The sequence below is a fragment of the Bradyrhizobium lablabi genome (assembly GCF_900141755.1).
GTDB lineage: Bacteria > Pseudomonadota > Alphaproteobacteria > Rhizobiales > Xanthobacteraceae > Bradyrhizobium > Bradyrhizobium lablabi_A.
The window spans coordinates 6,320,435-6,347,377 of sequence record NZ_LT670844.1; the positions used below are offsets into that span (position 1 = coordinate 6,320,435).

The window sequence follows — 26,943 nt, forward strand, 5'->3', positions numbered from 1 at the left end:
GCTGCGCTTGCTGCACGGCAAAAGACCCTTCGTCGCAAATCCTTCATCCGCGGCCTATACTTGGTCGCCGGTTGGTGTTGAAGTCCCGAACCCCGCCAAATTGCCTTGTTTTGCGATCGGAGCCCGTTTCATGAAGACCGCCCGTTTTTTCCTGTTTTTGCTCGCGCTGTCGCTGGTCGCGCCGTGGCAATCCGCCAAGGCGGCCGACGTGATCTGCTACAATTGCCCGCCGGAATGGGCCGACTGGGCCTCGATGCTGAAGGCGATCAAGGCCGATCTCAACTACGACATTCCGCATGACAACAAGAATTCGGGTCAGGCGCTGGCGCAGATTTTGGCAGAGAAGAGCAATCCGGTCGGCGATATCGGCTATTTCGGCGTCACTTTTGGCATGAAGGCAAAAGCCCAGGATGCGCTCGAGCCCTACAAGCCGGTCAATTGGGACCAGGTGCCGTCAGGCTTGAAGGACCCGGACGGCTACTGGACCACAATCCATTCCGGCACGCTCGGCCTGTTCGTGAACAAGGATGCGCTCGGCGGCAAGCCGGTGCCGGCGTGCTGGAAGGATCTGTTGAAGCCGGACTACAAGGGCATGGTCGGCTATCTCGATCCATCCTCGGCCGCGGTCGGCTATGTCGGCGCGGTCGCGATCAACCTGGCGCTCGGCGGCTCGGCATCGAATTTCGATCCGGCGATTTCCTTCTTCCAGGACCTGCGCAAGAACGACCCGATCGTTCCCAAGCAGACGTCTTACGCGCGCGTGGTTTCCGGCGAGATGCCGATCCTCCTGGATTACGATTTCAACGCCTATCGCGCCAAATATCAGGAGAAGGGCAACTTTGAATTCGTGATCCCGTGCGAGGGATCGGTGGTGTTTCCCTATGTCGCAGGTCTCGTCAAGAACGCGCCCGACAAGGACAAGGCCAAGAAGGTTTTGGATTATCTGTTGTCCGACAAGGGGCAGGCGATCTGGACCAACGCCTATCTGCGTCCGGCGCGCCCGATCGAATTGCCGGAAGCGGTGAAGGCAAAATTCCTGCCCGACAGCGACTATGCGCGCGCCAAGAGCGTCGACTGGGGCCAGATGGAAAACGTGCAAAAAGGCTTTGTCGACCGCTATCTCGCCGAGGTCCGCTGAGGCAGAATGGTGCCTGCCATTGGGGCGTTCCGCTTGAATCGAATCATGCCCGCGTATCCCATGGCCACATGGTTCGAGACGCGCGGCGTTGCCGCGCTCCTCACCATGAGGGTCTAAGACCTCATCCTGAGGAGGCGCGCAGCGCCGTCTCGAAGGATGAAGCCGCCGAACTGGAAAATGTGCTGGGGCGCTATTCTTACATGCCGCACAAAACCTTCGTCTGGCTATGCCTGCTGCCGCTTGCCGTGGTGACGACGGCGTTTTTCCTGCTGCCGATGGCGCGGCTGGTCGTCACCGGCGCCGAAGGGCCGCAAGGGCTCGCCGGATATCTGGCGATCCTGACCGAGCCGCGCTACCGCGCGACCTTGATCAACACGGTTTTGCTGGCGACTGCGACCACGATCGTCACGCTCGCGGTCGCGACCGTTGCGGGGATGTTCCTGCAACGCCATCGCTTTCCCGGCCGCGCCGTTTTGGTTGCGATGCTGACCTTTCCGCTGGCGTTTCCCGGCGTCGTGGTCGGCTTCCTGATCATCCTGCTCGCGGGACGGCAGGGGTTGATCGGCGATCTCACCAACCGCGCCTTTGGCGAGAAGCTGGTGTTCGCCTATTCGATCTACGGGCTGTTCCTCGGCTATCTCTATTTCTCGATCCCGCGCGTCATTCTCACCATCATGGCGGCGGTGCAGAAACTCGACGTCGGCCTCGAGGAAGCCGCGCGCTCGCTTGGTGCGAGCCCATGGGCGGTGCAGCGCGATGTCGTGCTGCCGGCGCTGGCGCCGGCTTTTGTCGCATCCGGCGCCATTGCGTTTGCGACCGCGATGGGCGCGTTCGGCACGGCGTTTACGCTCGCGACCAATATCGATGTGCTGCCGATGTTGATCTATACAGAATTTACGCTGGCCGCGAATTTTGCCACTTCCGCCGCGCTGTCGGTGGGCCTGGGCGTCATCGCCTGGGCGATTCTGGCGCTGGCCCGCTCGTTCAGCGGCGGCACCGTCGCGGCGGCCGGATAAAACCATGCGCGATCGCCTGATCTTTGCCGGCCAACTTTTATTCACGCTGCTGGTCGCCGCGTTCCTCGTGGTGCCTGCGATTCTCTCGATCATCGCCGGCGTCACCGTGAATTACTTCCGCGGCATCTCCTCGGGCGTGACGCTGCAATGGGTATTCCAGGTCTGGGATCTCTATGCCGGCACCATCCTGTTGTCGTTCGTGATCGCCTTGGCGACGCTTGCCGTGACGCTGGTGGCCGGGGTTCCGTCTGCGTATGCCTTGCATGTGCGGGGAGGGCGGCTGTCGCGCGTGATCGAGGAAATCATCACCTTGCCGCTTGCGATCCCCGGGCTCGCGCTGGCGCTGGCGCTGCTGCTCACCTATCAGGGTTTTAGCGATTTTCGCCGCTCCTGGCTGTTCATCCTCACCGGCCATGTCATCTTCACCATGCCGTTCATGGTGCGCTCGGTGATGGCGGTGTTCGCAACCGTCGACATCAAGACGCTCGACGAGGGCGCGGCTTCGCTCGGTGCTTCGCCCTGGCGGCGCTTTCGCGACGTCATCGTTCCCAATGCGCTGCCGGGCATCCTCGCCGGCAGCCTGATGGTGGTGACGCTTTCGCTCGGCGAATTCAACCTGACCTGGATGCTGCACACGCCGCTGACAAAAACGCTGCCAATCGGGCTTGCCGACGCGTACGCCTCGATGCGGCTGGAAGTGGCGTCGGCCTATACGCTGATCTTCTTTGTCATGATCATTCCGCTTCTTGTCGCGATGCAGTTGTTTGCCGACGAGGAGCAGAAAAGATGAGCGCGGCCGCGGGACATGGCGCCTCGGTGCGGATCGAGAATTGCGGCAAGACGTTTACGGACGGCACGCGCGCGCTTGAGCCCGCAACGCTCGACATCGCGCGCGGCGAGACGCTGGTGCTGCTCGGCCCCTCCGGCTGCGGCAAGACGACCATGTTGCGCATCATCGCCGGCCTCGAACTGCCCGATCCGGGCGGCCTCGTGTTGTTCGACGACAAGGACATGACGTCGGTGCCGATCGAGCGGCGCAATGTCGGCATGGTGTTTCAGTCCTACGCGTTGTTTCCCAACATGAGCGTCGCCGACAATATCGGCTACGGCCTGAAAATCCGCGGCATGGCAAACGAAGAGCGCACCAAGCGCGTCGCCGAACTGGTGGCGCTGACCAATATTTCGGGGCTCGAAAACCGCCGCATCGACCAGCTCTCCGGCGGCCAGCGCCAGCGCGTGGCGCTGGCGCGCGCGGTCGCGATCCGGCCCGGCATTCTGCTGCTCGACGAGCCCCTGACCGCGCTCGACGCCGCACTTCGCGAGCGCCTGCGCGGCGAGCTCAACCGGTTGCTGCGCGCGCTGGGCATCACGACGATCTATGTGACGCATGATCAGGCCGAGGCCATGGAGCTCGGCGACCGCATCGTCGTCATGCAAAAGGGCACGATTGCCCAGATCGGTAACCCCCGAGATATCTATTTCGCGCCCAAAAATCGCTTCGTGGCCGAATTCATTGGCGCCGCGAACATCATCGAGTCGCCCATCGAGCACGGCCATCTCGTGCTGCCGGGCGGGCGGCAGCCGATCGGCGGCGACGCCAGTTTTGGGGCCGCGGTCGCCATGATCCGCCCCGAGACGATCCGCATCGTCGAGGCCGCAAGCGCGCCGCTGTCGGGCACCATCGACAGCGTCAGCTTTATTGGCGATCGGCAACGCATGGTCGTCTCCGGTGCGGCCGGTAAACCTCTCACCGTCGATGCGCCGAATACCGTCAAAGCAGAAGTTGGCGATCGCGTCGGGCTCCTGATCGCGCCGGACGCGGTCCGCCTGTTGCCGCCGGAGAAATGAAGAGGCCCGATGCCGCAAAAACCCGTTCGGATCGCGCAGATTTCCGACCTGCACATCAAGGCGCCCGGAGCGCTCGCCTATGGCCGCGTCGACACGGCGCGCGCGCTGGAGCGCTGCGTCGCCACGTTGAACCAGTTCACCCCAAAACCCGATCTCGTGGTGATCTCGGGCGATCTTGCCGATACGCCGACCGCTGAGGAATACGCGCATCTCAAGCACCTGCTGGCGCCGCTGAACATTGCCTTTGCCGGTATTCCCGGCAATCACGATTCGCGCGACATGATGCGCGCCGCGCTTCCGCAACATTATGCCTTCGTATCGGGCGCGCTCAATCAGCGCGTTGAGATCGACGGGCTCGATCTCGTGCTGCTGGATTCGAGCGTGCCGGGCAAACCACATGGCGAGCTCGATGCGCCGACCCTGCAATGGCTTGAGGCAACGCTTGCCTCCGCGCCGGACCGGCCGGCGCTGTTGTTCCTGCATCATCCGCCGTTTGAAGCGGGCATCTGGCACATGGACCGCCAGAATCTGCAAAATGCCGATGACCTTGCGAGCATCGTCAAGCGCCATCCGCGCGTGCGATTGATCGCCACAGGCCACGTCCATCGCGCAACGCTTGCGATGTTTGCCGGCGTGCCGACCACGATTTGCCCGGCGCCAAACCACGCCGTCGATCTCGATCTGGCGGCGCTGCGCGAGCCGTCGTTCAAGGTCGAGCCGCCGGCCTTTCATCTCCACGCCTGGTTTCCGGGCGAGGGCTTTGGCAGCGTCGTCACCCATCAGGTCCCGATCGGCGATTTCGACGGCCCGCATCCGTTTTTCGGGCCGGACGGGAAACTGCTGTGAACATGCCGGCAACTCTCGGGACGATTGACCGGGGGCGGCGCAACGAGCCGCTGGCGCCGTCGACGTAAGACGCCTGGTTCCAAAATCGCAGAAATAAGGTTTTGCTTTTTCCGGAGTTAGCGATAGCCTGTAAAACCTTAGGTAGCATTTCGACAGTCCTGAGATTTTGCAAGAGCTTTAGCCGGCCGCACCTTCGTAGCGATTCCGCACGGCCTTTTTCGCCGGAATGAATGTTGCGCCGCGCATTTGAACCAATCGAGCCCGGAGGATTGACGTGGCACGCTCGGTAAAATTGAACAATGCACAAGAGTGGACCGTCGTAACGACGGCTGCGGGGGGCGCCCGCCGCGCCGCCGGTCGGCGCGCTGCGACTGCGCCTGAAGCCATACCATCGGCATTCCTGGCGCCCGAGGTCGCCGTCGATCGGGTCATGGAGGTGACGCCGACCGGGACGCGGCGGGCCGCAGGTGTCCCGATGATTGATTTGTCGGTCGTGCCGGATTCAAGCGAGAGATACGCGCTGGCGATCAGGCATCCATCCGGTGCGCTCACCTTTCACGCACCTGAGCTTGAGACGGGACCGCGGCGGGGACGGGCCGCGGCCGCGGTCAGCTTCCGGTTTCGCGTCACCTTGCGCGGCGGTCAGGCGACAGCCGGTCGACGCGGCGTCGTGAGCGCGGCCGTCAAGCTAATTCTCCTGAAGGTGGGCAACAAGATCGTCGACGCCTTGTTGCCGACACTCGCCGCCAAGGCCGAAGCCGCGCTGTGGAAGAAGGCAGGGCTTGCCGAGGGTTGGTTTAAACTCGACGAGGCCTCGTTGAAGTCGGGCAAATTGCGCCCCGGTGCACCCGGCGGAGCTAGCGCCTCCCGTCGGGCCTTGCTGTTTCTTCATGGCACATTTTCAGACGCGGCTTCGGCGTTCAAGGGCCTCGCCGAGATGCAGTTCTTTGCGCAGGTGAAGCCGATCTACGGCGAGGAGATATACGCGTTCAACCACTTCACGGTGAGCAAGACGCCGGAGGAAAACGCCCGCGAATTGCTCGCAGGCCTGCCCAATCGCGAATTCTCGTTCGACGTCATCACCCATTCGCGTGGCGGGTTGGTTGTTCGCAGTCTGGTCGAGCGCAGGAGCGCGCTGGGGGCTGCTGCGAACCGTTTCAAATTGCGACATGCCGTTCTGGTGGCTTCGCCGAACGATGGAACGCCGCTCGCCACTCCGAACCGCTGGGAGGCGACGGTGGGTTGGTTCGCCAATCTTCTTGAACTATTCCCCGACAACCCGCTGACTTTCGGGGCCGGTTTCGTGGCGAACGCAATCGTCTGGATCGCGCAGCGCGCCGCCGGCGGCCTGCCCGGCATTGCATCGATGGACACCGCCGGCGAGATGATCGCCGATTTGCAGGGACCGCCGCCGCCACCCGCCTCGGCCTATTCGGCGCTGGTTTCGAACTTCACGCCGACGGGAAATATTATTGAGCGCATGGCCGATGTCGGCGTCGACGCATTCTTCGGCGCCGCGAATGATCTGGTTGTGCCGAGCGCCGGCGGATGGCTGATCGACCGCGCCGATGGACCTCCGTCAATTCCGCCTGACCGGATTGGCTGCTTTGGGTTCGGCGGGAATTTTCCATCCGATCTGTCCCCGGTCAATCATCTGAATTTTTTTGGACGCGCCGAGACAGGCAAATTTCTGGCAGAGGCGCTTAGCGGAACGCCGCACGGATTGCCGCAAATCAACCCTTCGCTGCCGCTTCCCGACGGCCGAAGCCGACGCGGAATCGCCGAGGTCGCTACCGCCGCGTCTGCCGGGCTCCCGGTCGCTCCGGCCGTGCTACCGGTCGTCGCTGCCGCGACCGGACCGCGACTGCCGCGCGTTTCGGCCGATCATTCGGTGTTCAGCGATGCCCTGCAGCTCATGCTCATCGATCCGCAATCGCGTTCGGAGCCGCCGGCCGGCCAAGGCAAACGGAATGGCGGCAATCGAAGCCGCGGGAAGGATGGGCCCGGCATGCCGCAGCCATATCAATTGCTCGCGACCTATGGAGGTGCCCGCATCGTCCAGCCGTTTACTGCAAGGGGAGGCCAGGAGGGTCAACGCTGGCACGATATCATTGAGATGCACGAGCGCATGAAGAAGTACGTCGACGGCGACATCGGCTCGGGCGCGCCGACCGACGACGACCTCATCAACTACGGTACGCTGCTGTTCGATACGCTGTTCCCGCGTGAGATCAGACGGCTGTATGACGTTGCGCGCTCTCGTGAGCGGGACGGACATCTGAACGTGATTTTCACCTCAATGATCCCATGGGTAGCGGACAAGCCGTGGGAATTCGCCTTCGATCCTGACCGGAAGACGTTCCTGGCGACCCAGGAACTGCATTTTATCCGGAACGCCCTGACGGCGGTGCCGGTGCAGGTGATTCCGCCGAAACCCGGTCCACTGCGTATTCTTGTAGCCGTCGCGCAGCCGATAGGTACCGCAAAGCTCTCTTCGGAACAGGAGGAAGCCGTCATTCAGCGCGGCTTTCAGCCGCTGATCGAGGCAGGACTCGTTGAACTCGAGGTCCTTCGCGCCACCACACCGACGGCGCTGCACCGCTGGCTTTCTGCCACGAGCTACGATGTCGTGCATTTCATCGGACATGGCGGTTTTGACGAAGCTAGCGGAGAGGGATATCTCATCTTCGAGGACGATAAAGGGGCGGTGTTCAACGTCGGCGCGCGAAACGCCTGCGAAATACTTTGTCAACGCGGCATTCGCCTGGTTTTCCTGAATGCGTGCGAAACCGGGCGCGGCGAAGCCCGGGGGACGCCGAAACGCAAGGCGGATTTCAACCGCGGCATTGCGTCCGCATTGGTGGCAAACGGCGTTCCCGCGGTCGTCGCCAATCAGTTCAGCGTTCGGGACGACGCGGCGACCGAGTTTTCGCAGCATTTTTACTGGTCGCTGGCGCAGGGCGCTACGTTCGGGAGCGCCGCCCGCGAGGCGCGCATCGCGGTAAACTATTCGACCAGCCATGACGCCATCGATTGGGCGGTGCCGGTGGTTTACGCGCGCGATCCTGAAGGCCGCATCTGCGTGCAGCGCGAGCTGACGCGCGATGCGATGCGCACGCCGCTCGTTTCCTCCAGCGCACGAAGCGCCACCGACCAGCACGAATTCCGTGTTGCCGTATGGGACGTCAATCATATATTCCCGGAACTTGAGAACACGGTTCGGCGGATGAATGGGGCACAGGGCCGGTTCGGATTTGAAGTCGTTGATATTTCGCTTCCGTTGGGCGCCTGGCAGCAGGTCAAGGGAGATGGGTTGCAGCTCAACGCCGATATCGCGGCGCGTGGCCTGAACAACAAACGTCAGGAACTTGGCGTCGATTTCCTGTTCTGCATTATCGATAAGCCGATCACTTACAAGGACGACAAGGTTTACACCGGCTACACCTGCTGGTGGTCGTCTCGCGGGCAGGAGAACATCATTATCTTCGGGGCGGTTTACGACAATAAACCGACCCAAGGCCCGGGGGCCGATCATCTCGTCGGCAACGCAGTGGTGCAGGGATTGACGGGCATCCTTGCCGACACCGGAACGCATGCGCGCGGGCCGAAGGATTGTCCGCTGTACTGGAATGACCAACTCGACATGAGTCTCGACATCGGCCCGCAGCGATTCGACAAAGTCTGCGAGCGCAAGCTGAAGAAAATAATACCTCAGGATCTGCCAGCATTGAAGGCTCTGCTTTCGGCCTTCGACTAGAGCTTTATGCCGGCGACATTTTCCGCTGCGCCGATGGCGGGCTGCCGTGAGCGCTCCGCGGTGATGATGCGACGTGTGTCGATGGCTCGCCTAAGGCTTCATCTCGGCGAGCTTGCGGTAGGCCATAGCCGCGGTCCGGATCAGGCGCCGCTCGCGCTTTGGGCTGAGAAATTGCAAAGGCGCCTGGGCGCCGTCTTGTTGCAGGGCGGCGGCCAGCGAATGGCCCTGGGCATCATCGTTCAGTTGGCCGAGCGATCGTTGCGCCTTGCGCAGATGTTTTAGCGCCGTCTGTTGCCGTGAAAACCGCTCGTCCGGAAACAGGTCCTCGAAGAATTCGATGGAATAGCTCAGCTTCTTGTTCAACAGCCGCAGCCGGTGGCGTTTTTTCGTGCCCATTTTTTGAAGCTTGTGGCTCTTCTTCAGAAGCTTCTCCCGCCATCCCCGCAGCCGGCCTGCGCCAAAGGCCGCGATCGGGGAGGCGCGCTCCTGAGCCGCCTGTCTGCCCTTCTTGATCGACCAGGGTCCGCTCTCCACCCATCCGGACATGGTTTCGATCAGGCGGCGATACCGCGCCGAGCGCAGCGCCCGCGTCAGTTGGCGATGGCCTTGTTCGCGCTTTTCGTTCCAGCTCCGATAACAGGAAATCGCCTGCGGCCGCGCTTTGTTGACGGCGCCGAGCCGCTCCATCGCGACGTCCAGATCGCGCACGCCGCCAAGCTGACTGTTGAGCCATTTCAGTTCGGCCTTGATCCGCATCCGCATGGGATCATCGATCATCGGCACGAAAAACAGGATCGCGGTGCGCAGCCGCGTCAGCGCGATGCGCATTTGATGCAGTGCGGTCGGATCGCCCCGGCAGGTGGCCTCGTGGCTTGCGGTCAGGTCGGAGAGATAGCGGCGCGACAGAACCCGAAATACCGTGTCGCACGCCATCTCCGGGTTCAATCGCGGAACGGGGTGACGGCGCGGCCGACCCGCCGATACGGCCGGAGCGGCGGCTTTGCTTGCTGGTTTCGGGGCTGGCATCGCTGTGCTGCGCGGTCAGGGTGAAGTCGTCATCTACAGGCTACCCTTTAGGGTTTGAGGACTGCGGCCCCGAGGATTTGCCCGGTGCGCAGTCTTGTCAGGACGTCGTTAGCCTCGGCAAGCGGGAAGGCGGTGGTCTGTGTTCTTATCCCAGCCTGCGGGACAATTTTGAGGAAATCCAGCCCGTCCTGGCGGGTCAGGTTCGCAACCGACACCAATTGGCGTTCTTCCCACAGAATGCGGTAGGGAAAGCTCGGAATATCGCTCATGTGAATTCCGGCGCAGACCACCTTGCCGCCCTTGCGCACCGCACGCAGCGCCGCCGGCACCAAGGCGCCGGCGGGGGCGTAGATGATGGCGGCATCGAGCGGGGCGTCCGGCAACTGGTCCGACGCGCCGGCCCATACCGCCCCCAGGCTGCGGGCAAAATCCTGCGCCGCGGTATCGCCGGATCGGGTGAAGGCATAGACGGACCGGCCCTGCCAGCGCGCCACCTGGGCAACGATGTGCCCGGCCGCGCCAAACCCATAGATGCCGAGCCGCTCTGCGCTGCCCGCCTTCACCAGCGAGCGCCAGCCGATCAGGCCGGCGCACAACAAGGGCGCGATCGCAACATCGTCGCCGTCCTCGCCGAGCAGGAAGGCATAGCGCGCATCAGCAATGGTATGCGTGGCATAGCCGCCGTCGCGCGTATAGCCGCTGAACAGCGGGCGGTCGCACAGGTTCTCCATGCCTTCCCTGCAGAACCGGCAGACGCCGCAGGTATATCCGAGCCAGGGGATACCGACCCGGTCGCCGATCGCATGCGTCGTGACATTGGGCCCGAGCAGGTCGACGCGGCCGACGATTTCATGTCCGGGAATGATGGGATATTTTATGCCGGGAAGTTCGGCATCGACGACATGAAGATCGGTCCGGCAGACGCCGCACGCACGGACGGTGACGCGAATTTCGCCCTCGCCGGGCTGCGGATCCTCGCGTTCTTGCATCTGCAGGGGCGCCTTCGGAGCCGCTAACACCATTGCACGCATACGGGTTTCTCCGAACGGGAGGCGGAGCCGGAAGCCGCGCCTGCCCAATCAATATACAGGTAAGCCGGCTGACCCTTGACCCCAATCAAAGTGTGAGGGGATCTCACGCCCGCGATCAAGCCTCCTTCAGCCCGAACAGGCGCGCGGCGTTGCCGCCCAAAATCGCCGCTTTCTGCCTGTCGGTGAGGGTCGTGGTCGCGAACACCTGGTCGACCGGATGCTGTTCCCAGGGGATCGGGTGGTCGGTGCCAAGCATCACCTGGCTGGCGCCGACCTGCGCCACGAGATGCCGCAACCCCTCCGCGGTAAACACCATCGCGTCGAAATGGAGCTGGTTGAGATATTCCGAGGGCTTCTTTTTCAGCACGATATTCGGACTGCAGCTCTGCGGCGACACGAAGCAGGCATGATCGCCGCGCGCGGCATAGGACGGCAGAAAGCCGCCGCCATGGGCCGCAATGATCTTCAGGCCGGGGAAGCGGTCGAGCGTTCCCTCGAAAATCAAGTGCTGCAGGGCGATCGTGGTGTCGAGCGGATTGCCGATGGTGTTCGACAGCCAGCCATTGCCACGGAAGCGCTTGGCGAGCTCCGGCGTGCTTTGCGGATGAATGAATAGAACCGCGCCGAGATCTTCGGCCTTGGCCCATATCGGGTGGAATTTCGGATCGGAGAAATCCTCCCCCAGCACGTTGGCGCCGATCGCGGCGCCGCGCAGGCCCTGCTTCCTGACCGCGGTGTCGAGTTGTTGAACGGCAAGGTCCGGGAACTGCAGCGACAGCGAGGCGAACGCTGCGAACCGGTCCGGCCGCGAGGCACAGAGCTCCGCCAGTTTCTCGTTGTTCACCTTGACGATCTCGGCGGCGATATCGCGGTCCTTGCCATACCAGAACGGATTGATCGACAGCACCTCCATGTCGATCGCCATGTCGTCCATTTCCTTCAGGCGCTGCTCGATGACGATGAAGTGCTCCGGCACGCCCTTGACCGGCGGCAGCACCTTGTCGGCCCCGTCACCCATAAGGGTGATGGCTTCATGAAAATAGCAGTGGGAGTGGACATCGACGGTCAACACGCGTTTGCCGTTGATCTTGACCGGCAGGCGCGGGGCCCGCGGTTGCGTGTGCGCCGCATCGAGCAGGCCGCAACTGCAGAACGCGATCCCCGTTGCGGCGGCAGTTTTCAAAAAGTTTCTGCGGGTGGTCATTTGGTGCCTCCCTTGAAGCGTTAGACTTGGCGTTTCCTTTTTGGCCGGTCGATGGCATCGCCGGCCTTTTTCTTGCGCAGGCAGATTGCCAAGCCGGTGGCGAGAGGGCAATCATCCCTAAAACGGATCGCGGCCGGGAAATCCGGAAAACGCCATCCAATCAATTCAGTGGGGGAATTCCTGGTATGCGCTTGTTTCATTCGCTGGCCGCAGCGCTCGCGCTGCTCTTGAGCTCGAACGCGGTCGCGCAGACGCCCTATCCGGACCACCCGATCAAGATGATCGTGCCGCTGGCGGCCGCGAGCGCGGTCGATGTCGCCGCTCGAATCGTGACGCAGAAGATGGCCGAGAACATGGGTCAGCAGATCGTCATCATCAACCAGCCGGGCGCGTCGGGCTTGATCGGCGCCGAACAGGTCGCAAGAGCCGAGCCTGACGGTTACACGATCGGCGGCTTCAACGACAGCATTATGACCATGGTGCCCAACCTGCAGTCCAACATGCGTTGGGACATCCTGAAGGATTTCGCGCCGGTGTCGCTGGTCGCGACGGTAGAGTGGGGCCTGATCGCGGGCAACAAGACGCCCTACAAGAATGCGGCGGATCTGATCGCGGCGGCCAAGGCCGCGCCCGGCAGTATCGATTATGGCTCTGGCGGTCCGGGCAGCCCGCAACATCTGGCGATGGCGATGTTCGCCTCGAGCGCGGGCATTTCGCTGATGCATGTGCCCTATAAGGGCGCCACGCAGGCGGCGACCGACGTCGCCGCCGGGCAGATTCCGGTCGGCTTCCAGGGCCTGGGGACCGTCGCAGCGCTGGTGCGCAGCGGCCAGCTCAGGCTGATCGGGGTCACCACCGCGAAGCGGCTGCCGCAATTCCCTGACGTGCCGACGGTAGATGAATCCGGTCTGCCCGGGTTCTTCTTCAACTCCTGGTTTGCGATGATGGCGCCGGCCGGAACGCCAAGGGACATCGTTGCCCGGCTGAACGCCGAAACGCTTAAGGCGCTGGCTGATCCGGAGGTTCGCGGGAAGCTCGAGAATTTGGGTTTTTCGGTGCGCGGCAGCTCGCCCGAGGAACTGGGTGCGATGACGCGCGAGCAGCTCGCCAAATATGCGCGCGTGATCAAGGAAATGGGCATCACGATCGAATAGACCGCCGGTCGGCGACCGGCGGCCTATACCGCGACATCCGCTCAGGTGCAGGCGTGCCGGAGGCGTCGTGCCTGCACCTGTGACCGCATCCTCTGGATGTTAGCATCATTGCTCGCTACTCCTGCTGCCGGGGCCGTCGTCTAAAATTATCGTCCAATCGTCCGCATCGCCACAGCCGCGACATCAGCACCCCGCAATAGAAGGTTCCGAACGCTTGTTCCGCCATGAAGTTTCGCTAATCTGAGCCGCTGGATGGAAGGAAGCTACGGGTGTCTTGTCTGGTCTGTCTATCGACCCTGAAGGCAGGCGATCTGTATTGCTCGTCCTGCGGGGCGGTCGTCCCGGAACACCCCCCCAAGCCGCAGGCCGCGGAAGTTCGCGGCCGAATCGCCGGCGAACGCAAATACCTCACCGTCCTCTGTGCCGATCTGCAGCGCTCGACCGATTTGATCTCGGAACTCGATCCGGAGGCGGCCATTTCGCGATTGGAGCCGGCGCTGATCGCCATGCGTACCGCTGTCAGGCGCAACCGCGGGATCGTCAGCAAGGAGGGGGGCGACGGGCTGATCGCGCTGTTTGGCGCCCCGCACGCCGACGACAATCATGCCGTCATGGCTTGTCACGCCGCCGTCGAACTGGTTCGCCGCATCAAGCTCTTGAACGACCCGGCGCTTCAGGTCCGGGTGGGCGTTCACTCCGGCTATGTGGTCGCACACGTTATCGAGGCCGACTTCTCCTCGATCTATGAGGCGGGGGGTCCTGCGGTGCATCTGGTCAAGCGGCTGGAAAGCGCCGCGCAGGCCGGACAGATCGTGGTGTCGGAATCCTGCCAGAACCTGTCCGCGGGATTGGTGCGTTTCAACGCGCTCGCGCCGAAGCGGCTGGAGGGATTTTCCGCGCCGGTTCCCTGCTATGAGCTCGCCGAGATCAGCGGACTGACGCGCTGGCGCGCCCGCTCGAGCAAGGGGCTCTCTTCGTTCGTCGGCCGCGCGGACGAGATTTCCCTGCTCGAGCAGGCGGCGCGGGATGTCGGCTCGTCCGGACAGATCATGGCGCTGGTGGGGACGGCCGGGATTGGAAAATCCCGAATGGCCCACGAACTCGTCGGCACCTTGCGGCAGGACGACTGGCAGGTGCTGGAAGCGGAATGCAACCCGCTCGAGCAGGCCGTTCCCTATGCGCTATTGAAGAAGCTGCTGCGGAACGTGCTGCAGGCGGGCAACCTCAACCCTTCGGATCAGCCTGAATTTTCCGAAGGCGATGCGCTGCCGCATTCCGATCTCTGGCCTGCCGCACTATGTGCCGTGCTCGACCAGCCGGTCGGTGATCCGCGCTGGCGCGAGCTCGAGCCGCTGCTGCGGCGGCGCGCGATCACCGACGCCGCGCTCTACACGGTCGACAAGGTGATTTCGACGCGCCCGACCATTCTGTTGCTGGAGGACCTGCACTGGATCGATGGCCAAAGCGAGACCGCCATCGAGGCCTTGATGTCGCTTGCCGCAAGCCGCCCGCTGCTGGTGCTGCTGACCTGGCGGACCGAGAATACGCCGGGATGGCTGGCGGGACTCGATGTTCGCCGGATCTGGCTGCGCTCGCTCGATCTCGCCTCGGCCAACGCCTTGCTCGACGACCTATTTGGTGCCGGAGCCAGTTTCAACGCGCTCAAGGCCCATGTGCTGCGCCACACCGGTCAGGTCCCGCTTTTCATCGAGGAAGTCGCCCGGCAATTGATCAATCGCGGAATTCTGGAGACCGATGCCGGCCGCTTTGCCAGCAAGGCTCCCTGGGATGCGCTGGAAATTCCGCCGACGGTGCAGGGGGTCATTTCGTCCCGGATCGATCGATTGCCGAAGGAGGACAAAGCCCTTCTCCAGCTCGCCGCCGTGGTCGGGCCGCGGGTTTCGGCCCATCTGCTGACGACGGTGACCGGCATGCCGGCGGTGCAACTGCAAAGCCGGCTGTGGTCGCTGGAGATCCTGGATTTTCTGGTGGAGTCGCGATGGATTGCGTCCTCCGACTATGAATTTGCCCACGATTTGATCCGCGAGGTTGCCTATGATTCGATCCTGCGGCCCCAACGCGAGGAGCTGCACCGCCGGATCTTGGCGGCCCTGGAGGCCGGCTCCGCCGGCCGCGAGGAGGACGTCGCGGAAGCGCTCTGCCACCACGCCGTCAAGGCGCAGGACTGGGTGAAGGCGGACCGTTACGGGCACCTGGCCGCGAAAAAGGCGTTCGCAAGGTCGGCGTTTCGGGATGCCACGGGATACTACCGGATTGCGATGGACGCGGTCGAAAAGCAGCCGCCGTCGATCCAGCGCGAGCAGCGGGCGATCGACCTGCGGATCGAGGCCCGGCTTGCCTATGCTCCGCTGGGAGGCATCGAGGAATGGTTCGGTCTTTGTCGCGATGCACAGGCGCGCTCCGAGAAAATCGGGGACGAACAGCGACGGCTGGCATCGACCGTCGCCAAGGCGGTGGCGCTGAATTTCTATGGACCGCCCATTGAAGCCATCACCGAGGCCGAGCAGGCTGTCGCGCTGGCCCACAAATTGGGCGACACAGCCTGGCTCAGCTACGCCGAGTATGTCCACGGTCAGGCCTTTTTCATCGCCGGGCGCTATCGGGACGCGGAGCTGCTTCTAAATCAGGCCAGCGCGCGGCTCGCCAGCGCACCGGAAAACGTCCCGCCGGGAACCACGGGGTCAAGCCTTCTCGTGCTCTGTCAAATGATGAAAGCCATCGTTTGCGCGTCGACGGGCGACTACGACGAATCCGAGCAGTGCTCCCGGCAGGGGAGCAAACTCGCCCGGAAAAACGATCGGCCTTACGACATCATCGCGGCCGATTATGGCCGCGGCATTGTAAAAATGAGCCATGGCGATTTCGATGAGGCGGAAACGGCCCTCAATGAAGCCGCGATGCTGTCGCGCGAGAACGAGGTCCGGCTGTTCTTGCCCCTCGTGCTGTGCGCGCTCGGAAACCTCTATCTTCAGCGGGGACAGCCAGCGAAAGCAAGCGACATCCTGATTGAAGCAAAGCGCGAAGCCGAGGCGCTCAGTCAGTCGGGGGGCATCTTGCTCGCATCGGCCTATCTGGCTTCCGCATGTGCGCAACTTGGAGATGTTCCGCGCGGGTTGGAAATCGCCCGCGCCAGTCAAGCGGTGGCGAAGCAGAAGGGCTATCAAGTGATCGAAGCGTTGGCCCTTCTTTCAGAGGCCGGCATTCTGTCCATGCAGGGCGCGTCCGCCACCGGGGAGGCGATCGCCCGACTTGAGCGAACGATTGAAATCGCCACCAGGCTTGGGACCAGACCCTTGCTGGGGACGGCAAAGGGAATACTGGCCCGCTTGTTGGCCGCCTCGGGCCGGAAGTCCGAGGCGCAAGACGAATTGCTCCAGGCGATAGACCTTTTTGCCAAGTCCAAAATGACTGCCCAACTCGAACGTGCTAAAGCAACGCTCTCCAAGTTCTCGGACTTATGACATATTTCATGCCGCGGCATGTTAAGCCGCTTTTTAGGGGAGTAAAAACATGGCTTTGGTCTATGGCGGAAAATTTGAGCAAATAATGAGTGAGTCCTGCAGCCCCAAGAAGGTCGGTGCAACGGCAAAGAAATTTGTGAAACTGGAAAAGCAGCACGGGGCCTATGCCTTTGGCAAATTTGCCAAACACTTTCTCCCGAAACCTGATGAATTTTCAAACTGGAGCAAGGATTCGGGCGCGGTACCGGACCATATCCAAAAGCGCATCACCGAAATCATCTCCACCAATCTCAGGTCCAAGACGCCGATGCCGATGATGCTGAAAGTCGGCGAAAACGTTGATGCGTCCCACGATCTGCACGTCAAGACGTTTGCTCATAAGGGCCACATCTACATCGGCGTGCACATGCTCTGCCCAAATACGTCGCTGAAATGAGGGTTGCCCGCGGGCCGCATATGGCGGTTCCGCTGCAGGAGTTCTAACGGCCGTGCCTCAGGACAAGACGGGAGACAGCGGATTTCCGAGCAGCAAGCTTGCGGTGCTGCGCAAGCATCCGATGTTCTCCGAACTTGAGCCTGCGGCACTCGACCAGCTTTGCCGCTACGCCAAGCATTCGATGCTCAAGCGCGGCACCACGATCGCTTCCCGGGGCGATCCCGGCAACAGCCTGATCGCGGTGATCAGCGGCACCGTGAAGATCAGCGTCTCCTCCGCCGATGGCCGCAGCGCGATTTTGAACCTGATCGGTCCGGGGGAGATTGTCGGCGAGGTCGCGGTGCTCGACGGGTTGGCGCGGACCGCCGACGTTGTCGCCAATACCAATTGCGAGATTTTTGTCATCGACCGCCGCGACTTTCTTCCCTTTGTGCGAAGCCAGCCGGCACTGGCGATGAAGCTGATCGAACTGTTGTGCACGCGGCTGCGCTGGACCAGCGACCAGGTCGAAGAGGTTATCCTGCAGAACCTGCCGGGCCGGCTCGCCAGCGCGCTGCTGCGCCTGACCGACAAGCACAAACTCGCGCCTGGAGGCCGGACCATCGCCATCACCCAGCAGGAAATCAGCGAGATGGTCGGCATGACCCGGGAAAGCATCAACAAGCAGTTGCGGGCCTGGGCCGGGCGTCACTGGGTCCGGCTCGAACACGGCGCGATCGTCGTCCTCAATGCCGAGCCGCTGCGGGCGCTGACCGAGGCCGGAGGGGGAAGCGAAGGCGATTAGGGCGCGGCCCCGCGCGCCGCGTCGCGATTTCTTGAATATTTTCCAAATGTTTGCCGCATCCCCTGTGAACCAGTTCACATCTGCTTCGCGCGCCTTGCGCTAGTCACGGCGGTGCAGGTCCGAAAGGAGTGGAGGCATTGATGGGTGGCTTTTTCAGGCAGTCGGGCGAATTCATCGGCGACATTTACCGAAACTGGGGCATCGGAATCTTTGCCTTGCCCGTCCTCATCGTCATCGCGCTGGTTGGGCTGGTGCTGAGCCGGCCATCCGCGTCCCACTGGATGTCGGACGTCGTTCCAACCAAGCATGCCACCTCCAGTGCATCGCCGGGCGCCGCTTCGGCGCACCTTGCGCAGCCACAAGCGACAAGCGGGACCATCAGGGCCAATTGACCTGGGCGCTCTATCCGGCTGCGAGGTTGGCGCCGCGTTCGATCGTGAATTCGACGTCGATCAGCCCGCGCGAATGATTCATGTCCGATTGCGAGATCAGAAGCGTGAGGTCCTTGCCCCTGAGCGACGCAAGCACCTCGGACAGGCGCTCGGACAGCGCCGGCGCGATGCCCTCGAACGGTTCGTCGAGCAGCAGGCACTTTGTGCCGATGCCAAGCGCGCGGCCAAGCGCGACCAGTTTTTGCTGGCCTCCGCTCAACGACAACGCCTTGCGGTGCCGCATCTCGGCGAGCTCGCCGATCACCTCATAGACGAAGTCGAGCCTTGCCTTGCGGTCGAGGTGCCGCGCGACCCATAGCGGCAGCAGGATGTTTTCCTCGACCGTCAGTTGAGGCACCAGCCCGCGGTCTTCCGGCATATAGCCGATCCCGAGCGCCGCGCGGGCGTGGCGCGGGCACGCCGACAGATCGGTCCCTTCGAACCGGACGGCGCCTTGCGCGGGCTTGAGATGACCCATGATGGATCGCATCAGGGTGGTCTTGCCGGCGCCGTTGCGGCCGACCAGGCTGACCATGGCGCCCGTTGCCACTCGCATTGAAAAGCCGCGCAGCGCCGGCATCGACGCAATCTCGACCACCAGATGATCGATCTCGAGCAACGGCACCGAGGCGTTCATCGCGCGCCCCCGGTGACATAGCGCCGCACCTGCGGATCGCTCAGGACATCGCGCGGACTGCCGTCGGCGAGGATCCGGCCCTGGTAAAACGCCAGCACCCGGTCGGCGTAGCGGCCAACGATCTCCATATCGTGTTCGACGAAGACGATGGTTGCAGCATCGGGTGCCACGGCATGGATCACGCGATCCATGGTGGCGAATTTCTCCTCCGCCGAAACGCCGGAGGTCGGCTCGTCCAGCAGCAGCAGTTTTGGCCGGCGAACCAGCGCCATGGCGATGTCGATCAATTTGCGCACCCCGCCCGCGAGTTCCGAGATCGGCCGGTCGGCCAGATCGGCGAGGCCAAACCGCCCCAGCAATTCAAGCGCCTTGTCGCGGCGGCCTTGCGCCTCCGCCGGCGCGAGCAGCGAAAGGGCGTGCCCGCGCGCGCCGGAAACGGCCACGGCGAGATTTTGGGCTGCGGTCAACTCGATGAACAATTGCGGAATCTGAAACGACCGGGAGATTCCGAGCCGGGCCACGTTTCTTGGCGAGCGGCGGCCGATATCCATCCCGTCGAGCGCGATCCTGCCGGAATCGGGCTTGAGGTAGCCGGTGACCAGGTTGACGAAGGTGGTCTTGCCCGCGCCGTTGGCGCCGATCAGGCTGACCTTCTGGCCGGCCGCGATATCGAAATTGAGGGCGTCGGCGGCGACCAGCGCGCCAAAGCGCTTTTCGAGACCGCGCACGGCAAGCAGCGGGGTCACTGCGCCGCCTCGTTTTGCGCCGCGACCGCCGTCGCCGCCGCCGGCTCAATCCTCTTGTGCCGTGATCCGACCCAGAGTGAGCCGATGCCGCGCGGCAGAAACAGGATGACGGCGAGCAGGAACATGCCAAGCACAAGTTGCCAGGTATTGGGAAGGTAAAGGTTCGAGAACGAACGAACCAATTCAAGCGCCAGCGAAGCGACGAACACCGCGGCAACGCTCTGATAACCCGCGAGCACGGCGACAAAGACGAATTCGCCCGAGGTGGTCCAGTAAGCGAATTGCGGATCGATGTGCCGTTGCGCCATCAAGGCGAACGCGCCGCCGGCGCCGGCGAAGGTGGCCGCGATCGCGAAGTTGATGGTGATCACCCCCTTGGCGGAGATGCCAAGATACTCGACGCGCAAATCGTTTTCGCGCACCGCAAGGCTTGCAAGCCCGAGCTCGGAGCGAAACAGGATCGTCGCCGCGATGCCGGCAAGCCCGGTCGTGACCACCGAAACCGCATAGAGCATAAAGTCCGCCTCGCGCGGATCGATGAAAACCATGCCGAACAGGCTCGGCCGTCCGACATTGAAGCCATCGGACCCGCCGAGCGCAGTGGTCTTGACCAGCGCGCCATAAAACACCATCGACAACGCGAGCGTCAGCATGCCGAAGAAGATGCCCCTGTAGCGTGCGATCAAGGGACCGATCACCAGACCGAGGACGCCGCCGCATGCGGCGCCGATGGCCGTTTGCGCCGCCGCATCGGTGAGGCCCGAGGCGTTGGCGATCAGGGCGACGCCGTAGCCGCCCGCCGCATAGAACAGGCCCTGGCCGAACGACACATTGCCGGTGCGCGCCAGGATCACGATGCCGAGCGCGATCAGGGCGTTGGAGGCGGCAATGGTCGCAAGCGACAGCGTCCAGGTCGGAAGCAGGCGGCCGCACAGCGTCGCCAGCACCACCAGCAAGATCATGACGAGAGGGCGCAGGCGGGTATGTTGCATCAGATTCGCCTTGCCGTCTCGCGCTCGAACAGGCCCTCGGGGCGAAACATCAGTACAGCGGCCATGATCAGATAGATCATGAACAATTCCGCCTGCGGCATCAGGTGCACGGAGGCTGCGCGCGCGAGCCCGACCAGGACCGCGCCGACGGCTGCGCCCTCGACGCTACCGAGACCGCCGATCACCACGATGGCAAAACTCAGGATGATGACATCGGAGCTCAGGCCGGGCTGCATCGAGATTTTGGGCGCGGTCAGTGCGCCGCCGAGGGCGGCCAACAGCACGCCGAAGGCAAAGGCTGTCGCGTAAACCCGGTTGACCCGGACCCCCATGCTGACGCTCATTTCCTCGTTGTGGATCACGGCCAGCACGATCTTGCCGGCGATCGTGCGATTTAATCCGAACCACACCGCAAAGCCGATCGCCGCGCAAATCGGTATCAGCACCAGATCGTAGCCGACGTAATAGAGGCCTGCGAATTCCACGTTGCCGAACAATTCATAAGGCTGCGTCGCATAGATCGGATTGACGCCCCAGATCAACTTGGTGACGTCCTCGAGAATAAGAAACACCGCATAGGTCACCAGCAGCAGCACCACTTCGTCGCGGCTATAGAACATTTTCAAGAGACCACGTTCGAGCAGCAGCCCGACGGCGGACGCGATCAGGGCAACCGACACGAGCATCGCGACAAAGCCTGCGCTCGGCGGCAGATTGTACGCCGCCGCTAGCGTCACCGCAGTCGCCGCGATGTAAGCGCCCAGCGCGTAGAAGCTGCCATGGGCGATGTTGAGAATCTTCAGCACGCCGAACACCAGCGTCAACCCCAAGGCAACGATGAAAAGCCAGGAAGCCTGGATCAGCCCGTCGAGAATAATCGTCAGAAAGAAGTTCATGGCTATCTCTTCGTGCGGAAACGGCGCGAGTTTTGATACTCGCGCCGCTTCAGTCCTGCCCCAAGCGACATGCGCCTCAGTACACTTGTTCAATCACACTTGTTCAATCACACTTGGTTCAATCACACTTGGCGCCCTGCATGCCGCCCTTGATCCAGTCGATCGACTTCACGCCCGGAGGCGGATTGACGCATTCGGCGGGGAAGTACTTGATATCGACGAGGTCGACCCGCTTCAGGTCCGGATTATATTTGGTGCGGCTGATGGCGATCGGCTGGATGGCCTGATGGCCGTCGGCAAGCTTCATCTGGATGAGGCCGCCGGGCGATTGCCATTCAAGGCCGGTCATCGCGGCCACCAGTTCATCGGTCGAAGGTTTTTTGCCGCCATTCTTGGCCATGGCCTTTTCGACCGCGCTCTTGAGCCCGAGAATCGACTGCGCGATGCGGTAGGCGGCCTGAACCGGATAGACGCCGTTGACCTCCTGATAGCCTTTGAAGAACCAGTCGTTGACGGGCGATTTCTGCGACATCAACCCGTAGGCGCCGCGCGCGCCGATGATGGTGCCGTCGGGCATCTTGTCGCCGAGCGGCGGCAGCACGTGATCGGCAGCCGAGAGCACGAGCTGGCTGCGCTTTTGCAAGCCCCGGGGTGCGGCCTGCAAGATGAAGGCCTGCAGATCGCCGCCCCACAGGCTCGAATAGACGACGTCGGAGCCGGCGCTGACCAGCGCTGAGATTTCGGTGCCGTACTGGCCCGCGCCGAATTTTGGCAACAGGTCGGTCTGGAGTTTTGCGCTGGGATAAAGCTGTCCGGCCGCGGCGACGAAGTCGGCCCTGGAGTCCTGGCCCCAAGCGTAGTCCTGGTTGATCGCCGACAGCGTGTCCATCTTGATGTTGTTCGCCTTCATGTACCGGATGAGGCCGACATTATCCATGGTGGCGTGGGCTGCGGTGCGGAACACATAATTGTATTTCGCCTCCTCGAAGATGCGCGGTGTGCCGCAATCCATCAGCACCAGCATCTTTTTCAGTTCCTCGGCGATCGGCGCCACCGCGAGACAGTCGCCGGAGCCGATATAGCCGAGCACGACATCGACATTGTCGCGCTCATAGAGGTTGCGCAGCTCCTGGACCTGCTTGGTCGCGCCGCCGTTCTCGTCGATGACGACCGGCTCGATCTTCATGCCGCCGAAGCCGACCTTGTTGTAAGGCGCGGGCGCCGCGCCTTTGTTCAACTGGTCGATGACGAACTGGCCGCCGTTGCGGGCCGGGACGCCGAAACTATCGGCGGCAGGCCCGGACAGGAAGGTCACAATGCCGAGTTTGAAGCTGTCCTCCGCGGACGAAGGTGCTGCCAAGGCCAACGTCGCCACGGTAGCTACGGAAAATAATGCGACGGAGCGGCTAATCCGCGAAAAGCGGTCCATGATTTTCTCCCCTTGATTGCCGGCGTGAAGCCTTGAGCGTTTTTGTCCCGCGCCGGTTGCCCCGGCGTCGGCGGTTTGGAAGCGAGTTTAGGCGGGCTTTCCCGGCGCGTCCACATAGCTTTGGCAGCGCTCGAGAAGCTGGCTATACTGCTTTGGGCTGAGGGCGAGGTCCGTCTGGACGTGCGGCGTCGTGACCGTCTCGAATTCGGCGATTTGCCACAAGATTGTGCTTCCGGACAGGCCTCGACATGGCGGCAGAAATCCGATCTCTCACGGGCGTGCGGGGGATCGGGGCCGCCCTGATCGTGATCTATCATTTCGGCAAGATCCGTCTCGACTGGATTAATCCGATATGGCCCATCCCGCATGGCTATATGGCGGTCGATCTGTTTTTTATGCTCAGCGGCTTCGTCATCGGTCTCGGCTACCGGAATGCCTTTGCCGAGCAGTTTTCAAAGAACTACGGCGCCTTCCTGATCAAGCGGGTTGCGCGGCTCTATCCGGCCTACATCGCGATCAGCATTTTGTATGTTTTGAAGCTGGCGTTCGGCCTCGCGGGCGAGGAAACGCTGTCGCGCTTCGGCCGCTACGATGTCATCGGCAATTTGCTGATGCTGGGCGGGTGGGGCCTGCATATCTATCCGCTGATCGGGGTGGCGTGGGCCGCGAGCGCCGAGCTCGGGTCCTACATTCTGCTGCCGCTATTGATGAAGGGCACGCTGCAGCGTGGCATCATCAGCTGGAGTTTTTGCGTGCTGGCGTCGATATTCGCCATCTATGCGATCGCCGTCAGCGGCCTCGGCTATAGCGGGCCGCTCGACGTCGTCGAAACGACGTCGCTCTATCCGCTGCTGAGAGCAGTTGCAGGTTTCACGTTTGGATTGGCAACCTATCGGTATGCGGAAAACCTCGATCGGCTGACGGCGAAGAGCCAGGACGCGTTTCTCATCGTCACGCTCGTTGCCCTCGTCGTTGCCGCCTGCGCCACGACAAACGACTTTCCGGTATATTTCCTGCTGATTCCGCTGATCGCGATCTTGTCGCGTGACGGCCGCCTTGCCCTGCTGCTGTTTGGCAACAAATTGGTCTATCATCTCGGCGTGATCTCCTATTCGATCTATCTGCTTCATCCGCTTTTCATCAGATTTACCGCGCTGTCATCCCGGCACTTCGGCGCGACGCCGCTTGCTTACACCATTTGCTCGCTGGTCAGTTTTGTCGTGATCTGGGGCCTGTCGTATCTGAGCTATCGCTTCGTCGAAATTCCCGGCCGCAACCTGATCACGGGACTATTGTTGGCGAAACGAGATGGCGCTGTGACCGCCCCCGCGCCGTCGTCGCCTACCGGGTAAATGCTTCGAAAATATCCCGTCCGAATTTTGTCGCGCCCTCGGGCAGGAAATGGCCGTCGTGAGGCGAATCATCGTTCGAAACCAGAATGCTGTTTGGCGTTGAACGCACGACGGCTTCCTGGGCGGATCGGACGGCGCTGTTGTCGGCGGGCGTTCGCCCCCAGATCGTGAATATCTTGCCGATGATAAGTTTTGTCGAATCGTCGCCCCAACGCTTGCGCGCCGCTGCCGACCATTCCTTGAGATTTTCAAGATAGCGTTCGGCGACCCTGCCGCCTTCCCAGGCGTCCGACTCGCCCTGCATCCAGATGATGGCGCGAACGGCGGGAATTTTTCCCTGTCTCTGCAAAATCTGTTTCGCATTCAAGATGGCGGTTTCCGTCTGATCGAAAAGCTCGCCCTTGCTGGATGGACACCAATCGGCGAGCCGGGGGCTTTCCGCCAGTTGCGAGCTGCCGATCCCGAACTTGACGATGTAGAGCTCCCTGGTCGGAAACGCCTTGCGCATCAGGAAGGAAAACTCGGCCTCCGGTCCCCAATTGCCGGGCGCGCCGCCAATCTGTCCTCGGACCGGCTGCAATGAGTTGATCCCGGCTTCGTACACGACAAAGCACTTGTTCTCGCAATCCCAGATTTGCACGCCGGCATCGCGCACATTGTGACTTGGCACATTTTGCAGCGTCGTGTTGGCGTTGACCTGAATGTTCGACTGCCCCGCAAACACAAAGATGTCGGCGATGCCGCTGTCGTCTGACAACGCCGGCGATGATGCCAGGCCTGCGAGGGCCACCAGGAATGAGCGGCGCGCGATCATTCTGGTATTCGATTATTCAAGACAGACGACGGGCCCTTCATTTCGAAGGATTATATTGGAACGCCGCGCGGCGATCCAAACTTCAAAAACTTGTCTGGCGGGAAATTGCGATGGAAATCGCGTGAATGTGAATTCGCTGCGAAATCCGCTTTGCCCTCATTCGCCGCGGCACATGCCACGGCAGCCACAGCGACACTTCCGGAATGTAGGTGACGAACACCAAGACCAGGAACATCACCGCATGGAACGGCCAGATCGTGTGGGGGGGGGGCGAAGAGACTTTTTTCCTAGCCCCACGCCTATGTGACAAGTATTTGAAAAAGTTGTTCGCCGAAGGCTAAAAAATTCTGAGAGATCATCCTGTCTCGAAATTGTTCGCTGAACTAGGGTGGGTTCGACAGAATGGCGCTTTAGCCGCACCATTCGCTATGGCTCGGTAGAATCGGTTCCGCTGTTCGCGACGCGAAAGTCTTCGAACTCGCTACGTTCGGCGAATACTTACCAAGGGGAGGGGGACCATGACCACCAAACATCTTCGCATTGCGGCCATCATCGCGGTTCTGTTGCCGTTTGGCGCCGGAGGATTGGCGAGCGGCCAGTCGCCGGGCAAGGGCGCAGAGATCGGCATGAAGTTTCCCGACCACTTCCCGGTGATCCGAAACTTCTATCTCGGCAATCCGGTGATTGGCTTTGGCTCCGATATCGGCCGCGTCGAGCACGTCCCAGTGATCTTCCTCCACGGCAACAACGACACTCCGTTCGCGACCGCCTGCAACCCCTTTGGGCGCATCCAAGCCTTCGCGCAATTCTTCCTCGATCACGGCTACCACCCGAGCGAGCTCTGGGGGCTGGGTTATCAAGGCGATCAGTGCGACCTGGCGCAGGACAATACCCGTCGCTCGGGCATCTCGCACACGACTGCTGCGGCGGTGCCGATGCTGCGCGAATTCGTGCAGGCGGTCCTCGACTTCACCGGCGCCAAGCGCGTCGACATCGTCGCCCACAGTCTCGGCGTCACCGTGGCGCGGGAATGGATGCTGCAGGACAATGCTTATCGCAAGGTGCGGGCGCTCGTCGCCATCGACGGACCCAATCACGGCATCATTGACTGCTCGCCCAGCCCGGCCAATTTCTACCAGCTGGCGAGCGGCGGCGGCTTCACGCCGAGCAGCGCGGTATGCGACGAGTACGGTTCCGACCACACTCAGTTGCTCACGGTACTGAACGCCGCGGGGGAGACGCCGGGTCCCACTCATTACCTGGTAATCCGCAACAAGCCGGGAACACCCGACTTCGTCTACAACAGCCTGCCGGACGGCGTCTTCCCCGGCGTTCCCGCCGAGGATCGCGACGGCAACCCGCATGATTTCACCGCCAGCACCGGTCTCGCCGGCGCTGAGACAATCGACCTTGTCGGCCAGGGGCAATTCGACCCGATCCTCGCCACCAGCCATCTCGGGATCCTGAACTCTCCCGACACGCGCAACGCCGCACTGCGGTTCTTGACCTCGTTACCAGGACGGGCCGATCAGGAGGGCGAAGAATAGAGCAAGGTCCTCGCGCGCGCGTGAATCAATTTATGAACACGCGGCCTAGCTAGCCGGAGCAGATTAAGGATGGCCTCGGCCGCATGCCCGCTGTGGGTCAAAAGCGCCGTTTTGACCTCGGGCCTGCCATTTCCGGTCTACCCCAATCAACGGACATCGCGAGACCGGCCCGACCGGTCCGGTTCGTGCCAACAGGCGACATCAGCTTGGAACGAAAGAGGCCGCCAACTGAGGCGGCCTCATTAATCCTAGACGCAATTTTTGTTACTTCAACGCCAGGCTGCTGCAATACCATGGGATTTCATTGGGTCTCCAACCGGTTATCAGTCCGGCCTCCGTGCACTCAGCGTAGGTTTTGTAGTTGCCTACGTTTCTGC

Annotated in this window: 22 protein-coding genes; 13 read left to right on the forward strand and 9 right to left on the reverse strand. The window is 62.2% G+C overall.

The features are described 5' to 3' along the window. The first annotated feature begins 130 nt into the window (after window positions 1-130). The 6 genes from B5526_RS29235 to B5526_RS29260 all read left to right on the forward strand — a co-directional run bounded on the left by B5526_RS29235 (window position 131) and on the right by B5526_RS29260 (window position 8,605). On the forward strand, window positions 131-1,138 hold the full coding sequence (locus B5526_RS29235) for an ABC transporter substrate-binding protein (protein WP_079543236.1): 1,008 nt from the start codon (window positions 131-133) through the stop codon (window positions 1,136-1,138). A gap of 200 nt (window positions 1,139-1,338) precedes the next feature. Continuing rightward, a complete protein-coding gene (locus B5526_RS29240) occupies window positions 1,339-2,154 on the forward strand; it encodes an ABC transporter permease (RefSeq protein ID WP_079543237.1) in 816 nt (271 codons plus the stop codon). 4 nt (window positions 2,155-2,158) lie between these two features. Further along, window positions 2,159-2,944 carry an ABC transporter permease gene (locus B5526_RS29245; protein ID WP_079543238.1) on the forward strand — a complete coding sequence of 262 codons (786 nt, stop codon included), beginning with the start codon at window positions 2,159-2,161 and terminating at the stop codon, window positions 2,942-2,944. Beyond that, on the forward strand, window positions 2,941-4,002 hold the full coding sequence (locus tag B5526_RS29250) for an ABC transporter ATP-binding protein (protein WP_079543239.1): 1,062 nt from the start codon (window positions 2,941-2,943) through the stop codon (window positions 4,000-4,002). Before B5526_RS29245 ends, B5526_RS29250 begins: the two co-directional genes overlap by 4 nt. 9 nt (window positions 4,003-4,011) lie before the next feature. Continuing rightward, on the forward strand, window positions 4,012-4,848 hold the full coding sequence (locus B5526_RS29255; protein WP_079543240.1) for a phosphodiesterase: 837 nt from the start codon (window positions 4,012-4,014) through the stop codon (window positions 4,846-4,848). Between the two features lie 274 nt (window positions 4,849-5,122). After that, window positions 5,123-8,605 carry a CHAT domain-containing protein gene (locus B5526_RS29260; protein WP_154071516.1) on the forward strand — a complete coding sequence of 1,161 codons (3,483 nt, stop codon included), beginning with the start codon at window positions 5,123-5,125 and terminating at the stop codon, window positions 8,603-8,605. A gap of 90 nt (window positions 8,606-8,695) precedes the next feature. Here B5526_RS29260 and B5526_RS29265 read toward each other — a convergent pair whose 3' ends face one another. The 3 genes from B5526_RS29265 to B5526_RS29275 form a co-directional block, all read right to left on the reverse strand. Beyond that, entirely contained in the window at window positions 8,696-9,538 is an 843-nt protein-coding gene (locus B5526_RS29265) for a CHAD domain-containing protein (protein ID WP_244562090.1), read from the reverse strand. Window positions 9,539-9,678: 140 nt separating this feature from the next. Beyond that, a complete protein-coding gene (locus B5526_RS29270; protein WP_079543243.1) occupies window positions 9,679-10,662 on the reverse strand; it encodes a zinc-dependent alcohol dehydrogenase family protein in 984 nt (327 codons plus the stop codon). A gap of 115 nt (window positions 10,663-10,777) precedes the next feature. Further along, window positions 10,778-11,866 (reverse strand): amidohydrolase family protein, encoded by a 1,089-nt coding sequence (locus tag B5526_RS29275; RefSeq protein ID WP_079543244.1) that lies wholly within the window; start codon window positions 11,864-11,866, stop codon window positions 10,778-10,780. 185 nt (window positions 11,867-12,051) lie between these two features. Here B5526_RS29275 and B5526_RS29280 point away from each other — a divergent pair, with 185 nt between their 5' ends. The 5 genes from B5526_RS29280 to B5526_RS29300 all read left to right on the forward strand — a co-directional run bounded on the left by B5526_RS29280 (window position 12,052) and on the right by B5526_RS29300 (window position 18,114). Then, the gene (locus tag B5526_RS29280; RefSeq protein WP_079543245.1) at window positions 12,052-13,020 is read left to right on the forward strand and encodes a Bug family tripartite tricarboxylate transporter substrate binding protein; all 969 of its coding nucleotides are present in this window, start codon (window positions 12,052-12,054) and stop codon (window positions 13,018-13,020) included. Between the two features lie 269 nt (window positions 13,021-13,289). Beyond that, window positions 13,290-16,502 (forward strand): ATP-binding protein, encoded by a 3,213-nt coding sequence (locus tag B5526_RS29285; RefSeq protein ID WP_079543246.1) that lies wholly within the window; start codon window positions 13,290-13,292, stop codon window positions 16,500-16,502. Between the two features lie 49 nt (window positions 16,503-16,551). Continuing rightward, window positions 16,552-16,938 carry a hypothetical protein gene (locus B5526_RS29290; protein ID WP_079543247.1) on the forward strand — a complete coding sequence of 129 codons (387 nt, stop codon included), beginning with the start codon at window positions 16,552-16,554 and terminating at the stop codon, window positions 16,936-16,938. Window positions 16,939-16,990: 52 nt separating this feature from the next. Further along, window positions 16,991-17,722 (forward strand): Crp/Fnr family transcriptional regulator, encoded by a 732-nt coding sequence (locus tag B5526_RS29295; protein WP_079543248.1) that lies wholly within the window; start codon window positions 16,991-16,993, stop codon window positions 17,720-17,722. Window positions 17,723-17,862: 140 nt separating this feature from the next. Continuing rightward, window positions 17,863-18,114 carry a hypothetical protein gene (locus B5526_RS29300; RefSeq protein ID WP_154071517.1) on the forward strand — a complete coding sequence of 84 codons (252 nt, stop codon included), beginning with the start codon at window positions 17,863-17,865 and terminating at the stop codon, window positions 18,112-18,114. A 10-nt stretch (window positions 18,115-18,124) separates the two neighbouring features. Here the strand turns inward: B5526_RS29300 and B5526_RS29305 are convergent, their stop codons facing one another. From B5526_RS29305 to B5526_RS29325, 5 genes are all read right to left on the reverse strand, one after another. Beyond that, a complete protein-coding gene (locus B5526_RS29305; RefSeq protein ID WP_079543250.1) occupies window positions 18,125-18,790 on the reverse strand; it encodes an ATP-binding cassette domain-containing protein in 666 nt (221 codons plus the stop codon). Then, window positions 18,787-19,536 (reverse strand): ABC transporter ATP-binding protein, encoded by a 750-nt coding sequence (locus B5526_RS29310; RefSeq protein ID WP_079543251.1) that lies wholly within the window; start codon window positions 19,534-19,536, stop codon window positions 18,787-18,789. The genes B5526_RS29305 and B5526_RS29310 overlap by 4 nt, the downstream gene beginning before the upstream one ends. Beyond that, window positions 19,533-20,528 carry a branched-chain amino acid ABC transporter permease gene (locus B5526_RS29315; RefSeq protein WP_079543252.1) on the reverse strand — a complete coding sequence of 332 codons (996 nt, stop codon included), beginning with the start codon at window positions 20,526-20,528 and terminating at the stop codon, window positions 19,533-19,535. The genes B5526_RS29310 and B5526_RS29315 overlap by 4 nt, the downstream gene beginning before the upstream one ends. Beyond that, window positions 20,528-21,424, reverse strand: a complete 897-nt coding sequence (locus tag B5526_RS29320; protein ID WP_079543253.1) for a branched-chain amino acid ABC transporter permease — start codon at window positions 21,422-21,424, stop codon at window positions 20,528-20,530. The genes B5526_RS29315 and B5526_RS29320 overlap by 1 nt, the downstream gene beginning before the upstream one ends. A 118-nt stretch (window positions 21,425-21,542) precedes the next feature. After that, on the reverse strand, window positions 21,543-22,853 hold the full coding sequence (locus B5526_RS29325) for an ABC transporter substrate-binding protein (RefSeq protein WP_079543254.1): 1,311 nt from the start codon (window positions 22,851-22,853) through the stop codon (window positions 21,543-21,545). Between the two features lie 248 nt (window positions 22,854-23,101). Here B5526_RS29325 and B5526_RS29330 point away from each other — a divergent pair, with 248 nt between their 5' ends. Next, window positions 23,102-24,205: an acyltransferase family protein gene (locus tag B5526_RS29330; RefSeq protein WP_079543255.1), complete on the forward strand. Its 1,104-nt coding sequence runs from the start codon at window positions 23,102-23,104 to the stop codon at window positions 24,203-24,205. Here the strand turns inward: B5526_RS29330 and B5526_RS29335 are convergent. Further along, window positions 24,195-25,019, reverse strand: a complete 825-nt coding sequence (locus B5526_RS29335) for a sialate O-acetylesterase (protein ID WP_079543256.1) — start codon at window positions 25,017-25,019, stop codon at window positions 24,195-24,197. The two genes, B5526_RS29330 and B5526_RS29335, sit on opposite strands and share 11 nt — an antisense overlap. Before the next feature lie 518 nt (window positions 25,020-25,537). Here B5526_RS29335 and B5526_RS29340 point away from each other — a divergent pair. Further along, window positions 25,538-26,566, forward strand: coding sequence for a hypothetical protein (locus B5526_RS29340; protein WP_079543257.1), 1,029 nt, complete (start codon window positions 25,538-25,540; stop codon window positions 26,564-26,566). Window positions 26,567-26,943: the final 377 nt, after the last annotated feature.

Coding starts and splice junctions, on each gene's coding strand:
- B5526_RS29245 (WP_079543238.1), top strand. CDS start 2,159: ATGCGCGATCGCCTGATCTTTGCCGGCCAACTTTTATTCACGCTGCTG.
- B5526_RS29240 (WP_079543237.1), top strand. CDS start 1,339: ATGCCGCACAAAACCTTCGTCTGGCTATGCCTGCTGCCGCTTGCCGTG.
- B5526_RS29280 (WP_079543245.1), top strand. CDS start 12,052: ATGCGCTTGTTTCATTCGCTGGCCGCAGCGCTCGCGCTGCTCTTGAGC.
- B5526_RS29340 (WP_079543257.1), top strand. CDS start 25,538: ATGACCACCAAACATCTTCGCATTGCGGCCATCATCGCGGTTCTGTTG.
- B5526_RS29300 (WP_154071517.1), top strand. CDS start 17,863: ATGGGTGGCTTTTTCAGGCAGTCGGGCGAATTCATCGGCGACATTTAC.
- B5526_RS29250 (WP_079543239.1), top strand. CDS start 2,941: ATGAGCGCGGCCGCGGGACATGGCGCCTCGGTGCGGATCGAGAATTGC.
- B5526_RS29330 (WP_079543255.1), top strand. CDS start 23,102: ATGGCGGCAGAAATCCGATCTCTCACGGGCGTGCGGGGGATCGGGGCC.
- B5526_RS29315 (WP_079543252.1), bottom strand. CDS start 20,528: ATGCAACATACCCGCCTGCGCCCTCTCGTCATGATCTTGCTGGTGGTG.
- B5526_RS29305 (WP_079543250.1), bottom strand. CDS start 18,790: ATGAACGCCTCGGTGCCGTTGCTCGAGATCGATCATCTGGTGGTCGAG.
- B5526_RS29235 (WP_079543236.1), top strand. CDS start 131: ATGAAGACCGCCCGTTTTTTCCTGTTTTTGCTCGCGCTGTCGCTGGTC.
- B5526_RS29335 (WP_079543256.1), bottom strand. CDS start 25,019: ATGATCGCGCGCCGCTCATTCCTGGTGGCCCTCGCAGGCCTGGCATCA.
- B5526_RS29270 (WP_079543243.1), bottom strand. CDS start 10,662: ATGCGTGCAATGGTGTTAGCGGCTCCGAAGGCGCCCCTGCAGATGCAA.
- B5526_RS29290 (WP_079543247.1), top strand. CDS start 16,552: ATGGCTTTGGTCTATGGCGGAAAATTTGAGCAAATAATGAGTGAGTCC.
- B5526_RS29275 (WP_079543244.1), bottom strand. CDS start 11,866: ATGACCACCCGCAGAAACTTTTTGAAAACTGCCGCCGCAACGGGGATC.
- B5526_RS29320 (WP_079543253.1), bottom strand. CDS start 21,424: ATGAACTTCTTTCTGACGATTATTCTCGACGGGCTGATCCAGGCTTCC.
- B5526_RS29255 (WP_079543240.1), top strand. CDS start 4,012: ATGCCGCAAAAACCCGTTCGGATCGCGCAGATTTCCGACCTGCACATC.
- B5526_RS29265 (WP_244562090.1), bottom strand. CDS start 9,538: ATGGCGTGCGACACGGTATTTCGGGTTCTGTCGCGCCGCTATCTCTCC.
- B5526_RS29325 (WP_079543254.1), bottom strand. CDS start 22,853: ATGGACCGCTTTTCGCGGATTAGCCGCTCCGTCGCATTATTTTCCGTA.